Raw genomic sequence first — 14,052 nt, 5'->3', positions numbered from 1 at the left:
GTTCGTTAATTTTTTCGCGCGACAATACCAATCCACTCGGTATCTTCTGAGAAGGGGGTCCCAGTGAGATCGTTCCAGACGCTTTCCACCGTAAAGCCGCCAACCTCCAACTCGCTTGTGATCGTTTCGCGTGTGAAATCCTGAAACCAATTGCGATAAACCGAAACGTTGCCGCCTTCCTCGATCACGATGGCTTGATCCAGAAAGATGGATCGTTCGGGATAGTCGTAACCTTCCTCCAAAACCAGGTGCGGACCTGGCTTCCAGAATCCTGTCTCAACTGCGTACCATCCATTGCGATTGCCATGTTTTTTACGATGGGTGGGTGTGGTTACATCAAGGACAAAGTATCCGCCGGGTTTGAGGGCGCGGTGAACATTGGCAAGCAGCCTTTCGCGTTGTTCAGGCGAGAGCGGACAGAAATCGCCATAGATCAAAAGGGCGGCATCGTATTGATTTTCATCTTCGATGGTCAGGTAATCCTGATAGCGGTAACGAATATCCAGATTGTTCTGTCGGGCAAATTCTGTTGCATAATCAATCGAACGGCGGGAATAGTCCACACCCGTGACGCGCAAGCCCCGTTCCGCCAGACGGGCTGAATAAAGCCCAGGACCGCAACCCAGGTCCAGAATGGAGTCACCAGCCCGAAGTTCGAGGGATGCGATCAGCCAACTCACCGATTTTTGAATCGTTTCCGGTCGGCGGCTGGCAACGTCATTTTCCGGATTGAGATGCCATTTCAACATCTGCGCCGAAATATGCGGGTCATCCCAAAAGAGCGGTTCGCCGGGGGTGAAGGGCTCAGGTTTTTCCTGCAGTTGTTTGATGATCTCGATATTCATTTTGTCTCTGCTCTCTCGATGAACTCTTCGATGCCATAGCCGCTCTCGACCATTTCCTTCAACCTTTGGATGAAGCGGGCTGCGGGAGCACCGTCGACAATGTCATGGTCGATTGTGATGGTCATACACAGGAACTCGTGGTTTTCCAGTTGACCGTTATTCAGCACAGGCTTCTCTGCCATGCCGCCCAACGTGATCTGAAGCGTGTGATTGGAAACGGGGATTCCCCAACCGCCGCCGTTACCGAACATGCCCACAGCGGTCAAAGAGACTGTGCCGTTCATTTCCTTCAACATCTGCGGGTTCTTGAATAGAATCCCCAAAAAGAATCTGCGGATGAAGGCAGGCAGAAGAACGAAACTGTCAATAAACTTCGCTTCCCGTCCATGCTCGTGATCGCTTTGAAAGGCTCTGATCTCGTCATGGATTTCGCGCAGGGTCTTTCTATTGACCGCCCGAATGATGTGCGGGCGGATGATCTTGCGACCATCGACTTCGACCTCAAACATCGTGTTCACATCCACGTCATCGAAGAGCGCCAGTTTTTCCCGCCAGGTGCGTACGGCTTGCATGTGCTTGTTCCTATCCACAACCTGTCCAAGGCACGCGGCGATGAAAGCGGTGAACGATAACACCTGTCCTGTCCGCGCCTTGTGTTCGTGGATCATCCGACGGGCGTGAGTGACGTCCATTTCCACCAAGCCGTGGATCAAATGCTTCTGGCGCGCCATGTATCCGCCATCCACCATCAAGCGGCGGATTTTGGGAAAGGGGACGAGTTGATAACTCTTGTCGCTCATATCATGCTCCCAAATACTGCGTGACGATTTTCACCGCATTGCCGATGCCATCCTCCGAGCGGATCATCCTCCCAAGCGACTCGGCTCTTTGCCTGATCTGCGCTGCGCTTGTCGCCCGGTGAATTGATTCTGCCAATTTATCTGCCGTCAACCCTTTGGCTGGAATCGGCTTCACCCCAACGCCTATGTCATGCAACCGCTCTCCCCAAAAGCGTTGGTCCACGATAAACGGAACGATCACCGTCGGCGCACCTGCCCGCAAACCTTCGGCGGTCGTCCCTGCGCCGCCGTGATGCACAATTGCCGACATGCGTGGGAAAAGCCAGTCGTGCGGTGCAGAGTCCAACATAAACACATGCTTTGACGCGTTCGTGGCGTTCAAGCCGCCCCAGCCTGTCGCAAGCACGCCGCGTTGACCGCTCTTCGACAACGCTTCAAGCACAAGCGCGGTAAGACGTTCGGGGTCGCGCCCTGCCATACTGCCAAACCCGACATACACAGGCGGTTCCCCTTGCGCGAGAAAATTTTCCAACTCAACAGAAGGCTGCCAGAAGGATTGCGAATCTTGAAACCAATATCCTGTGATATGGACGGTATCCGACCAATCGCGCGGACGGGGAATCACGTTCGGGCTGTAGGCGCTCAATAAAATAGTGGATGCCAGAATGCGATGAAAGCCGGAAGCGTTCATCCGCCGCAAGCCAAAGCGCTCTCGAAATTCGTTCACAAAGGGGCGATACCATTGCCAGATGACGTTCAGCATGGCAAAGCCTGATAATCGATTGTGTATCCCGCCCAGATCCTTTTGCACGATCCATCCTGGGGCGGGAAAGTTGCGCGTCGGGAGCACGGGCGTCGGCTCGACAAGGATGAGCGGGATATCGCAGATCTCGGCAATCGTTTTTCCAAACGGGGCAAAGACCGCCAGCGTAATAAGCGCGTCAGCATCGCGGCACGCTTCCAGTAAACCCTCCGCCATTTGAATGGCAACCTGCCCAACCATGTCGCGCATGTCGCGGATCGATCTCAGCGGATTGGCACTGCCTTTTTCCATGAAGGCTTGCCCCGTCTCGCCCGCCATGATCTTTTGCACATCGCCACGCAAGGAGTGAAATGGCACACCTTGTTCCCTGATCAGGTCAGCAAAATTCTGCGGAGCCGCCAAAAGCACCTGAAAACCCGCGCCTTGCAGGCCTTTCCCTAATCTCAGGCAGGGTTGGATGTCGCCCTGGGAACCTGCGCCGAAGATGGTGATACGCATCATCGTCAGACCGAAGCCAAAATGATCAACCCAAAAATATCGCCCAACAGGTGAGCCAGCCAGACGACCCACAGGTTGTTGCGGCGGGCAAACAACACGCCATAAAAAAGGGAGGAAACAACGATCAGACCGACATCGGTCAACACGACGATTCCCGGTCCCGGCGCAAAGTGCGCCAACCCAAACAGAAGCGAAGCCACGCCAATTCCCGCCGGCGTTCCAATGAACTGAGCCAGCCGCCCCTGGATCAGCGTGCGATATGTCATCTCCTCGCCGATCAGTGAAATCGCGAGCAACGGCAGGAGGATTCCCCAGCCCAGCCCATTCTCGAAAGGAAGCCGCGCCTGGACGTGCGCCAGGAATTCAGGAAAATATGTTTTTGCCCATAGCGCTGTGGCTGGTTGGATTACGAACCCCATGAACACGAACAAAATCCAGTTTGCGCGTAAATCCGCCCAAATGGTTCGACCCTTGAAGCCCAAATCGCCCCACGTCCGTTTGCGGAGGCGGTGTTCGATGAGCAGGTATGCCACCGGGAGCAGAGCAAAAAGGAGTTTTGCGGACGGAATGAACAACATACCCATCAGGGTGATGATGGTGACAATGATGGTTTCGAACAAAACTCGGCTAGATTGCATATGCATCCTTTCCATCTCGTTTGAATTCAAGGCGTTTGTGATTCCCTTATCATTTTGTCAACAACGGATTCAATTCCATTGCCCACTGACGGATGGCATTCCAATTGCGATGGTCGCCTTCCTTCCAAACACCGAACAGGACGCTCAATCGGAATTTCAGGCGGTCGCTGAACGAGGGAATTTTGTGGATGTCCAACCCACCTGCGAACAAACCTTCACTTACGGGTCTCACCAGCGCGCGGACAGGATCCAGCCATGAGGACACATGACTGCGATATTGCTCGCCGTTCTTCATGGTCAGTGTCATACAAACTAAAAATGCTGCAAACGGCTTGTGCTTCAACTCGGCTTGATGTCCGGTACAAACTGCATGGCTTCGGGCAGCCACGCTCCGCCATTGACCGCGCTTCCCGCCACCACCGCATCATACGGGGACAAGTCTTTGACGTCGCGCATCGGCAACACATCCACCTTCGCGCCATTTTCAGCAAGGGTTTTACCGATACTTTTTGCGACACCTTCGGTGGAGCCAAAACGACTGGCATAGGTTACAAGGATTTTATTATTCATGTTCCATGTCCTTTTATGGTCGAACAGACAGGTCTGTTCGTTTTTTTGTGCGGTAGTAAAAAAGGATGGCTGCGGTAAGAATCACAAGATCGAAAATGGTCATGAAAAGCAAACCAATACCTGAATTTTCCATGCCGAGTCCAACCAGTGGTGAACCTTTGAAGAACAATGGCAGGTTGGAGTGCATCAGGAAGTCGAGCAGCCAGTGGCTGAAAACCACCAGCCCAAGGAGGATGCCGCTGCGACGGTCTTTGTAAAAAAGAAAGCCCATCAACGCAATTGTCAGCGACCAGACCACGGACATAAACAAACCATGCGACCAGGGATTCAAAGCGGGTGTCAAATATTTGACACCCTGGTTGAAATCCATTGTCATCACCGCTTTATGCTCAAGCCCAATGAACGCAAACAGGAAATATAGAATGTCGTTTGTTTCGCTGGCAACCAGCAAGACCCATAGCGGTATTTTGAGTTCAACTGGTTTTGCGGCAAAACCCGCTGCAAGATGACCGATGCCTGACATGATTTATCCTTCCTTACTGATGCAGGTTTCGATAGAAAAGCCCGCAGGCCATCAAACCCAGCACGGTAAGTACGACCCACAGTGGCACTTGACCTGCCACGTCCGGCACACCCGCATTCGCCGCCCAAAGCGAGCCAGCAGTCAACACGATTGTGTATAAAGGTCCCTTGATCGTTAATATTCCTGCCAGTACGAATCCCCAGGGCTTGCGCCTTAACAACAAAATTGCGCCCAGAATCAGGAAGGGAACAAGCAGGGTCAGATCGAGTGCAAAAACAACATTGGTGGGGTGACCTGTGTTGGTAACAATTGCTGGAACATCGCCGGTGAAAATAAACCCGATGGACTGTGTAATATAGATCAGGGACAGACCCGTGGCTACGAATAACATATAGGCTGCGATCCACCCAACAGGCATTCGTTCGTGGACATGCCGATTGATCTCATTCAAGTCGAGATGGATCAACCCGAAGATCAGTGCAAAGATCGAAAGTCCCAGAAGGGCAACATAGAGTAAAAAGAACCAATTGAACGCTGAACCAAAGAGATAGAATGCATAATTGTAGAGCATGTAATCCAGCGTGCCCATCCAGACCAATTGCGCCTTGAGCGAGCCGTGTTTGGAAAATATCATTGCCATGACCAGGATCGGCACAGCCAGGAACAGGGTGATGACATCGTTCCCCATCCACGCAGAGGTGACGAACATGTTGTCACGGTACAGACCGGGTAAAAGCAATCCACCAGCGGATGCGATTGTCGCGAAAACAGCAATGAGGATGGAGAGGGTATAGGGAGTTTTCGATTTCATGCTTAATCCTTGAATTGGAACGGGTAAAGTTAAAAAAACATCCAGCAACGAAATGCCGGATGCACAAAGAAGTCCGATCCTGAATTGACACTTCATAATTTGATGTGCCAGGAATGGCCCCGCCTAAGGCGGTCATTGAAGAATACAGAATGGGTGCGGGTAGGTCGGATAGAGAAAGAATCCTGAATTTCATGCCGGGAAAGAATTTTAGATTGTCCGACAGGTGATGTAAGGGATGAATGTAACAACTTTCTGCGCAAACAGTCACCCCACAAAATTCCATAAAATCTATATCGACTGGTGGTTCTTCAATTCAGGAATAGATTTTTAGGCAAAAACACAAACACGATTCCGCCCCGCTTCCTTTGCTTCATAAAGCGCATGGTCGGCATGATTGATTAAATCCAACAGAGAATCTGATTTAGGGTTTAGCAGAGCAACTCCCAAACTGGCAGTGACACGAAACTCCAGTGAATCCTCGCCAGTAAAATTAATTTTTTCAATCGCAGCGCGGATCCGCTCTGCCACAACCACGGCCCCCTCCAGCGCGGTTTCAGGAAAAAGGATGACAAACTCCTCCCCACCGAAGCGACCTACGACATTTTCCGATAGTTCTTCTTCCGCATATCGACCGACTGTATCTGTTTTACGGATCTGTTTTGACACCTCCTCGGAAATAGTACGTAAAACAAGATCTCCTGTGGCATGTCCCCAGGCATCATTTACATGTTTGAAATGATCCACGTCGACCATGGCAACGCACAAGGGGCTCTCAAACCGAAGGCAACGCTGATATTCGCGTTCTCCGATCTCCAGCACACTTCGGCGATTATGCGTCCCGGTTAACTCATCGGTCGTTGCCAGTCGATTCACTTCCTGATAGAGCCGTGAATTTTCCATAGCCAAGGCGATACTTGCCGCCAAACGTGTGGCAGTAAGTATATGCTCCTCATGGAAAGTATAACCAGGCCGGTCGCGTGTCAATCCCAGCACTCCAAGGCATTTTCCTGCGATCAAAATGGGAATGGCGGCTGCAGCATGAAACACTTCCCCCTCATAAATTCTGTTGCGCTGGGGCCAGGTGGAATAATCCTCCAAAATGGCCGGTAACCCAGAATCGAAGGCTTGCCAGCTCAATGGTCCCGAACTACGGGTGAAACGATTGCCGGAAAGGAACGGATTATTACGGGTAAACGCCTTGGCTACCAATTCCTCCTTATCCGGCAACAGAATCTCACAATAACTCACCTCTAGTAATTTAACTGCCTGATCCACAATGAACTGTAACAGGTCCTTGATATCCCTACGATTCAAAAGATCCAGAGTGATCAGATGGAGGGTATTCAACGAGTCGTACTGGCGAATGATTAGGTTTTCAAGGCTGATACGTCCGCTGATGTCCCGCAGGATGGCAGAATAGTAATCTTTCCCACCAATGTAAATATGCGAAATCGAGGTTTCCATTTGAAATTCCTCGCCACTTGCCCGCAACCCTGTAAGTATGCCCAACGACCGCATGGTTCGAGAAGTTACACCGGTTTCACTAAAGCGTTGAATATGCCGTTGATGACTTTCCCGAAATCGTCCGGGCATAAGCATGCCAAGCGGCTGCCCGACAACATCCGATTGGCTGAAACCAAAGATTGTTTCTGCAGCCGTGTTGAATTCCAAAATTCTCTGTTGAGAATCCACCAGAATGATGGCGTCCATCGCCGTAGACACAAGGCTGGAATGAAGCGTCTCCATCAGTGCTCTATCAGTTTTCAATGCGACAATTTGACGAAGCGTGTCCAATTCTTCGATCAATTGAACCCTGTTTTTTTTTCGATCGTCCATAAGTTGTGTCCTTTCCCAACGGTTACACATTAAATATACACCAAACAAAGTTTATTCGGATTGGAAGCTCAAGTTGAGGGCCATTTTCTTATTTCTTCAACCAACCTCACTACTTACACCTAGAGAGCAAAAAAGGAACAGTACGACATTTAAGCTTATCCCGATCAGCAAAAAGAGCAAACTGCCTGTGAATCACGCCATTAGCACAAGAAGCATGCTAACGATATGGAGGGTAAATTTGCAGAAAGCCAGCTCAGTCCGAATTGCAACTCTACCGAAACCGGCAAGAATGGGCAGAATAGATTGGAGGTCAAAGTCTGAATCAATAACCTGATCATCTGATGTAGTCTCCCAAAACCGAGTGCAGGCAAATGGTAGTCACGGCGAGTACAATTCGAATCAAGTCAGACATGAAAACATTTCAAATTCCCCTGATACGTTGGATATTTATAACCTTTTGTTTTAATCCTTTGGACCAAACCATTCAATAATCCTTGTTTGTCTTCTGGTTCGGAAATTTCCGAACCGAACTGCGAGATCATCTTTTTGGTTTATGGTGTGGCTTTCTTTCTGATGCGGTTTGCAATTCCCATACCCGTTGTGTTCATCGCATCTTAGCCTAGCGCGCAGTTGGTGCTGGATATTCGGCGTTACGACAGAAGCGACCTGAAACAGGAATATGGAGATATATATTATGGAAAAGCGGGTCACCTTGAAATCAAGGTGACCCGCAACCATCGACTATACCAAGTCGTATCTCTTCAACCCATCACGCGCGATCTCTGCCAGTTCCCTGAGCGGATGGATCAGCGCCAGCGTGTAGAACACAAACGCAATGCCATAGACAATTCCCTCGGCAGTTCCGCTGAAGATGCTGACCCAAACGAGGACACTGCCAAGGTTCGCCAGCGCAAGACTGGCCCAACATCCGCCCAACTGCGGCTTCTCATCTTTCAGGAAGAAGCGGCGGGCAATGTATGGGATGAGGGCAATGCCAAATTGCAGCACCCAGCCATAAATTAAGGCTTGAGGCGCGGTTGATTCGATAGGGCCCGCTTCAAGGATGCCGAGCAGCAGCAATGGCGCCATCATCACGGGCAGTAAAATCCAAATATAGGAAGAGACGAGATGCCATCCGCCTGCGCTGTTCAGGTTTCCGCTTTGCTTCAGAGTGCGGATCATCGACACGAGCAGTACGACGGTGGCAGAGATGTGCAAGACCAAACCCGCCACGGTGGGAGGCAGACTTCCGCCCAGCCACGGGCCGAGGACAAGCCCGAACGCGCCGAGGGTCATACCCCAGAAAATATACGCGGTTGCATTTTTAGAGGCGAGCGGTTTGCCTGTGACCATTGGGATAAAGTCCACGAGCAAACCAGCAAAGACCAGTGACATGAAGCCCCATGAGTTGGCGTGGATGTGCGCTTCAAGCGGCACTTTGATGTAGAGCGCACCGCTCCAGTTGAGGAATAAGCCTGTGCCGATGATGATACCGACCATCAGATAAAAAATACCCGTGATGTAAAACTTGAGGCTGACTGGCGCATCGCCGCCACGAATGCTCCAGAGTTGAAGCATCAGCAAGAGTGCAGCAATAAAGATGAGCGTGCCGCCTGTGAAGATCATCGGGTGGTTCATGCCGCCAAAGCCAGCCACCAACGCCACCAAACCCGCATTGATCGTGAGCCAAATATCCCAACGCATGGATGGGCGTACTTTTTTGGAAAGCGAAGCCGTGAGCAATGGCAGCAGACCGAATACCACCTGCGAGAGAATCCCCAATGTAATGAAATGAACACGAACCCAGCGCAAGGCAGGGAAGGCGCTGAAAACACTCATGCTGACGAGTGAAGCATCTGCCGCGGCAAGCAAAGCGACGAAGGTATAAAGCAAAGTAGTGAGTAAATATGGGATTGGCATTTTATTTTCCTTTTTTTGTACACGGATCACACGGAAGTGCTCGGATTTTTTATTACTTTTCAAATGGGTGTCCGTGAAATCCGTGACTTCCGTGCACAAAAGTTTTTCCTTTTTTATTTTCCGTACCACATGCGCGCGAGAAGATTATCCTTGAGCATGAATTGATGATAGAGCGCCGCGCCGACATGTAAAAAGACAAGCAGCAATAAAGCAGGCACAATGAAGCCGTGCAGCATTCGCGCCGTGAAATCGAAGAAGTCTGCGGGGAGTGGGGAACCTGAACCGCCGAAAACGATCGGCACCAGCCCAGCCTGCATCGAAAGCGACATGCCGCTGACCGCAGTCAGAAAGACCAGCAGATACAAGGCATAATGCACCGCTTTACCGATCCAATCGAAGAAAGCATTGCCCGCTGTAACATGCTCAGGTTTGGGGAGTTTCATGCGTGTGATGAAACGTGTCACGATCACAACCAGTGTAAAAATTCCCACGCCCATGTGCAACGCCAACGGCGCAAGTTTGTTCGCATCGTTCGGCAGCCCGCTCATTGATTTGCCCATCACAAAGGCGGCGACCACCAAAAGCACAACCAGCCAATGCAATGACACTTGAACAGGATGATAGCATTTGGGAGCATTCATTATTGTTCACCCTTCGCGCCCAAAAACACCACGCGTGTTTTTGCGTTCATGCCACGTTTCGCGCCGCTTGGCACCACCACCGTCACGCCGGGTTTGATGGCAAAAGTTTCATCACCCACCGTCATCAGCCCTTCGCCTTCGAGAAAGTGATACATCGCCGCCTCGCCAGGGTGAACGGGAATTTGCCCGCCCGCCTCCAGCCCAACGACCAGTGACTTGAACTTTGGCGTGTCAATTAAAAACTGCGGCTTTGGCCCATCTGCCGCAAAGACCGCTTTTGATTTTATTTCTGCAAAATAGATTTGACTTGTCTCAGACATATCGTCTCCTTTGATATGTCTGACTTTACTGGAAGTCCCCGCTTCATACCCCGACTTTTGTCGGGTTTTTCAACCCAAACTTTAATCTCCCTGTAACATGGCTCGCTCCGCCAGGCCCGCACGGTTCAGAATGCGGATGTGCTGCTTATCCATCTCGATCAACCCCGCCTTCGTCAATTCGCGGATGACGCGGCTGAGTACATCGGGCACGGTTCCCAAGTGCGCCGCCAACTCCGTCTGATTCGTCCAGCGGCGGCGTTCGATCACATCGCCCTCGGCTGAATCCAATAACAATTTGGCAAAACGCGCTTCAACCGTCTTCAACGATAGATCCGCCGCCAACGTGACCAGGTCGATGATCTTATCTGCCATGTTGCCGATGATCTGCAACGCCGTCTGCGGATATTTCATCACCACCTCTTCCAACGCATGGCGCGGAATGAGCCAAATGCCCGACTCTTCCAATGCCACCGCCGTCACAGGGTTGGGACGTTTCGCCAGCACGCCGATCTCATTGAAGATCTCGCCCGCATCCAAAAAACGTAACACCTGTTCCCGTCCATCAGGCGCAGTCCGCAGAGCTTTCAACGAACCATATTGCAGGTAATACAAATTTGACTCGGTATCGCCCTCCCAAAATACAACCCCATGAGGCGCGAAGACCTTCCATACTGCACTCTTTGCAAGTGCCTCAATGGTTTCATGATCCAGTCCGCGCAGGAATTCAAAATCTTGCAGGCGTTTTAGAAGAATGTCATTTTTCATGGGCTATGCTTTTGCCAATATACTATTGCGAATGGATAAAACCGTCATGGCGATAAACAGCAAAATTGCCGCCTCATTCAACAGCCCGCCCCACATGCGCAGGGTGTGCAGGTTTGCATAATCTGCAACGACACGCAGCAAAAGCGAAACATGCAGCAAACCCAGATGGATGTAAAATGCGGGCTGAAAATTGATCGGCACACCAAGAATCGCAGGGAAAATGATGGGTGCATGACCGAAGATCATCGAGATGACGAAGCCAACGAAGACTGCGTGCAATGCCGCATCATATCTTGGACCTGCCGCCTGTGCGCCAAACACGAGGCTTAATCCACCGCCGAAGCCGAGCCAGATAAAGCCGAGCGCGAGGCACCAGGCAATATAACGTGTGAGCGGAAGTTTATGCCGAATGTTGCGCCAGGCGATGTCGTTGCGCAGTGACCAAAGTGGCAGCAGAAGTAACCCAAGTCCACTGAGGCGTGTGCCGAGTTGCAGATTGAACAGGGCGAGAACGATGCCAGCTATAAAAACAGCAACGATGCCTCCGAAGAGCATCCGCTGCATTTGTGTAGGGCGCAGAACGCGGCTTAGCTCAAGTCTTTCGCCCGCAATGGTCAGCACGAGAAACGCCATCCAGAAAAAGACGACTTGATAAATTTGCCAGCCGAACGTCCACAAGAGATTTCCTGTCAGCCACGCAACCGCGCCGAGGAACATGGTTACAGTATGCAATGCAAATTCACGACGGACGATCTCTGCCAAAATGGCAACTCCGCCGAGGCTGGCAAGCGTTAGGAGGATCATGCCAAAGTGGAGTTTCGGCAAAATGGTGGCGATCAGCCAACCCAGTCCAGAAAGAAGCGGGGACAGGTACATCCATTTTTGATTCATCGCCTCCGCGCGTTCCAACGTGATGAGTGTTCCTAAAAATCCAGAGATCATTACAGGACCATGTAACATGGCAAGCGATGGGGTGAGTGCAGGTAACTGCCAGCCGAGGCGCATAAGCCCTGCCCATAGTGCAGCGAGCAAACCAAGGATAGCAAGGAAGAGGAAAGGCAAGGGGAGACGATTTGGAAATGCTTTCATGGGGTTATTCTACCCTGTGTTTTTGTACCATTTTCAGGGTTGGCGATGCGTCAAGCCTGGGGGGTATAATTTCAAGACAATGATGTACCAAAGAGGATTTACATGTTAAAGAGTCTTCAAAGCAGGTTGAGTGCTTTATTTTTTGCATTCGTTCTACTTGTGCTTACGTCGGTAGGTGCAACGTTTTGGGGCGTAAAGACTCAGCAGAATGATGCACTAATCATCAACCTTGCCGGGCGGCAGCGGATGTTGGTTCAACTTATGGTGCGGTTTGCAGTTGGAGAGCAGGGAAATGGGACCGCGAGTGAAATGCTGGTGGATGCGGAGAATACGTTTGAGCGGACGCTCACGGCGCTTGAGCATGGCGGGGTCACTCTCTATATACCAGATCATTATGTCTCAATCCCTAAAACGAGCAACACTGAAATATTGGATGAATTGCGCGACGTGCGCCAAAGCTGGGAGAAATTCCATGCGGCGATTGATGTTGTTGGGGGGATGTCAGCGAGTGAGATTGGTTACTCGTCAGCCATTGAGGAACTTGAAAAGCTATCTACGATTCTTGCACGGCAAGCGGATATAGTTGTGCAATTATACGAGGCAGACTCAACAGCGAAGTTAAATATTTTGCGTAACATTCAATTTGGTTTTTTATTCTTTGCGTTGGTATTGCTTGCCGGTGGGGCATGGGTGACACGTCAGTCTGTGCTCAAACCGCTGGCTGAGTTAGGAGTGGTTGCCGGGCATTTGGGCAGGAATGATTTGGAAACACCGGTGCAGGTGCATGGTCCCGAAGAGATGCGGAAGTTGTCTCAATCTTTTGATGGGATGCGCCTTGGATTGAAATCTGCACAGCGGGAGTTGATTGACCTGAACGATACGCTGGAGAAACGGGTTTCTCAGCGGACGCGGGAATTGGAAGCGCTCAATGTCGTCACCCAGGAAATCACTTCACGTCTTGATATTCAGCAAGTATTAAGTTCGGTAACGAAAAAAACAAGCGAACTTTTGAATGGGGATGTTTCATTTTTGTGCTTATTGGATGCCAGCCAACCTTTGCTTAAACTTCAAACCTTTAGTGGGCATGCAGATGCAGCGGTTGATGATACGACCATCATAAAAAAGCATGACCTGACAGATTCCATTCTTAACAGTAATAGGGCTGTGGTTTGCGGTATTGATACCTGCCGTGAAGGCTGCTCTATCCTGTCTGATAAATATCGCAGCAGTCATATGGCAGCTCCTTTACGAAGCAATGATCAGATCATTGGCGCATTATGCGTTGGTAGTGCCAGCCCGCAAAGATTCGGCTATGAATCCACCGATCTGCTCACCAAACTTGCAAATACAGCCGCAATTGCCCTTGAAAATGCCCGTTTGTATGAACAGGCAGAGCGTATTGCCACACTTGAAGAACGCCGCCGTATTGCGGCAGATATGCATGATGGATTGGGGCAAACATTTAGTTATCTGGGTTTGATGACAGATCAAGTTGTTGAATTGCTCTCCAACGGAAAGAATCAGGCGGCATTGGAAAGGTTGAAATTGACTCGCGAGACCATCGAAAAGGCCACAGGAAATGTGCGCAAAGCCATTAATCGTTTGATGGACGAAAATCCGATCAACTCTGAACTTTGTGGTCAGTTGCAGGAAGTGGCAAAGGAGTTTTCTGCCCAACATAGCACCATCATCGAGTGGCGCTGTGAAGCCGAGTCTCCATGCAATTGTCCCCCACATGTAAACGAACAGGTTATTCATGTAGTGCGTGAAGCGTTAACCAATGCAATTTCCTATGCTCACCCAACCCAGATCATTGTGCAATTTACTAAAAGAGATCAGACTTATGAGTTGCTGGTTGCAGACAACGGAAATGGATTTGACTCCTCTCAGCCCAGCCCGAATGGACATTTTGGCTTGCAGATCATGAAAGCAAGAGCGTTGCGAATTAACGGACAACTTGAGGTCAAATCCATACCTGGAATGGGGACACAAATTATTCTATCGTTCCCTTTGAGCAATAAGGAATAAAATTC

Annotated in this window: 16 protein-coding genes; 1 reads left to right on the top strand and 15 read right to left on the bottom strand. The window is 50.5% G+C overall.

What is annotated here, in order from left to right; translation table 11 throughout:
- Positions 1-5 precede the first annotated feature (5 nt).
- From IPI86_RS04070 to IPI86_RS04000, 15 genes are all read right to left on the bottom strand, one after another.
- Entirely contained in the window at positions 6-845 is an 840-nt protein-coding gene (locus IPI86_RS04070; protein WP_345296708.1) for a class I SAM-dependent methyltransferase, read from the bottom strand.
- On the bottom strand, positions 842-1,645 hold the full coding sequence (locus IPI86_RS04065) for a 2-oxo acid dehydrogenase subunit E2 (protein ID WP_345296707.1): 804 nt from the start codon (positions 1,643-1,645) through the stop codon (positions 842-844). The genes IPI86_RS04070 and IPI86_RS04065 overlap by 4 nt, the downstream gene beginning before the upstream one ends.
- Before the next feature lies 1 nt (position 1,646).
- A complete protein-coding gene (locus tag IPI86_RS04060; RefSeq protein ID WP_345296706.1) occupies positions 1,647-2,909 on the bottom strand; it encodes a glycosyltransferase in 1,263 nt (420 codons plus the stop codon).
- A gap of 2 nt (positions 2,910-2,911) precedes the next feature.
- A complete protein-coding gene (locus tag IPI86_RS04055) occupies positions 2,912-3,544 on the bottom strand; it encodes a type II CAAX endopeptidase family protein (protein ID WP_345296705.1) in 633 nt (210 codons plus the stop codon).
- A 49-nt stretch (positions 3,545-3,593) separates the two neighbouring features.
- Complete coding sequence (locus IPI86_RS04050; RefSeq protein ID WP_345296704.1) at positions 3,594-3,851, bottom strand: hypothetical protein; 258 nt, start codon at positions 3,849-3,851, stop codon at positions 3,594-3,596.
- A gap of 32 nt (positions 3,852-3,883) precedes the next feature.
- Positions 3,884-4,114, bottom strand: a complete 231-nt coding sequence (locus IPI86_RS04045) for a flavodoxin domain-containing protein (RefSeq protein ID WP_345296703.1) — start codon at positions 4,112-4,114, stop codon at positions 3,884-3,886.
- Positions 4,115-4,127: 13 nt separating this feature from the next.
- On the bottom strand, positions 4,128-4,637 hold the full coding sequence (locus tag IPI86_RS04040) for a hypothetical protein (protein WP_345296702.1): 510 nt from the start codon (positions 4,635-4,637) through the stop codon (positions 4,128-4,130).
- 13 nt (positions 4,638-4,650) lie between these two features.
- Positions 4,651-5,448, bottom strand: coding sequence for a hypothetical protein (locus tag IPI86_RS04035; protein WP_345296701.1), 798 nt, complete (start codon positions 5,446-5,448; stop codon positions 4,651-4,653).
- Positions 5,449-5,775: 327 nt separating this feature from the next.
- Positions 5,776-7,284 carry a diguanylate cyclase gene (locus tag IPI86_RS04030; RefSeq protein ID WP_345296700.1) on the bottom strand — a complete coding sequence of 503 codons (1,509 nt, stop codon included), beginning with the start codon at positions 7,282-7,284 and terminating at the stop codon, positions 5,776-5,778.
- Between the two features lie 741 nt (positions 7,285-8,025).
- A complete protein-coding gene (locus IPI86_RS04025; RefSeq protein ID WP_345296699.1) occupies positions 8,026-9,204 on the bottom strand; it encodes a hypothetical protein in 1,179 nt (392 codons plus the stop codon).
- A gap of 113 nt (positions 9,205-9,317) precedes the next feature.
- The gene (locus IPI86_RS04020; protein WP_345296698.1) at positions 9,318-9,845 is read right to left on the bottom strand and encodes a cytochrome b/b6 domain-containing protein; all 528 of its coding nucleotides are present in this window, start codon (positions 9,843-9,845) and stop codon (positions 9,318-9,320) included.
- On the bottom strand, positions 9,845-10,165 hold the full coding sequence (locus tag IPI86_RS04015; protein WP_345296697.1) for a cupin domain-containing protein: 321 nt from the start codon (positions 10,163-10,165) through the stop codon (positions 9,845-9,847). Before IPI86_RS04015 ends, IPI86_RS04020 begins: the two co-directional genes overlap by 1 nt.
- A gap of 81 nt (positions 10,166-10,246) precedes the next feature.
- On the bottom strand, positions 10,247-10,930 hold the full coding sequence (locus tag IPI86_RS04010; protein ID WP_345296696.1) for a Crp/Fnr family transcriptional regulator: 684 nt from the start codon (positions 10,928-10,930) through the stop codon (positions 10,247-10,249).
- Positions 10,931-10,933: 3 nt separating this feature from the next.
- Positions 10,934-12,019, bottom strand: coding sequence for a hypothetical protein (locus IPI86_RS04005; RefSeq protein ID WP_345296695.1), 1,086 nt, complete (start codon positions 12,017-12,019; stop codon positions 10,934-10,936).
- Between the two features lie 216 nt (positions 12,020-12,235).
- Positions 12,236-12,412 carry a hypothetical protein gene (locus IPI86_RS04000; protein ID WP_345296694.1) on the bottom strand — a complete coding sequence of 59 codons (177 nt, stop codon included), beginning with the start codon at positions 12,410-12,412 and terminating at the stop codon, positions 12,236-12,238.
- Positions 12,413-12,448: 36 nt separating this feature from the next.
- Between IPI86_RS04000 and IPI86_RS03995 the strand changes: the two genes are divergently transcribed.
- Complete coding sequence (locus tag IPI86_RS03995; RefSeq protein WP_345296693.1) at positions 12,449-14,047, top strand: ATP-binding protein; 1,599 nt, start codon at positions 12,449-12,451, stop codon at positions 14,045-14,047.
- Positions 14,048-14,052 lie beyond the last annotated feature (5 nt).

Source organism: Candidatus Villigracilis affinis, from assembly GCF_016705895.1.
GTDB classification, from domain to species: domain Bacteria; phylum Chloroflexota; class Anaerolineae; order Anaerolineales; family Villigracilaceae; genus Villigracilis; species Villigracilis affinis.
Note: the sequence above shows the minus strand (reverse complement) of the source record. Positions and strands in the feature narration are given on the sequence as shown.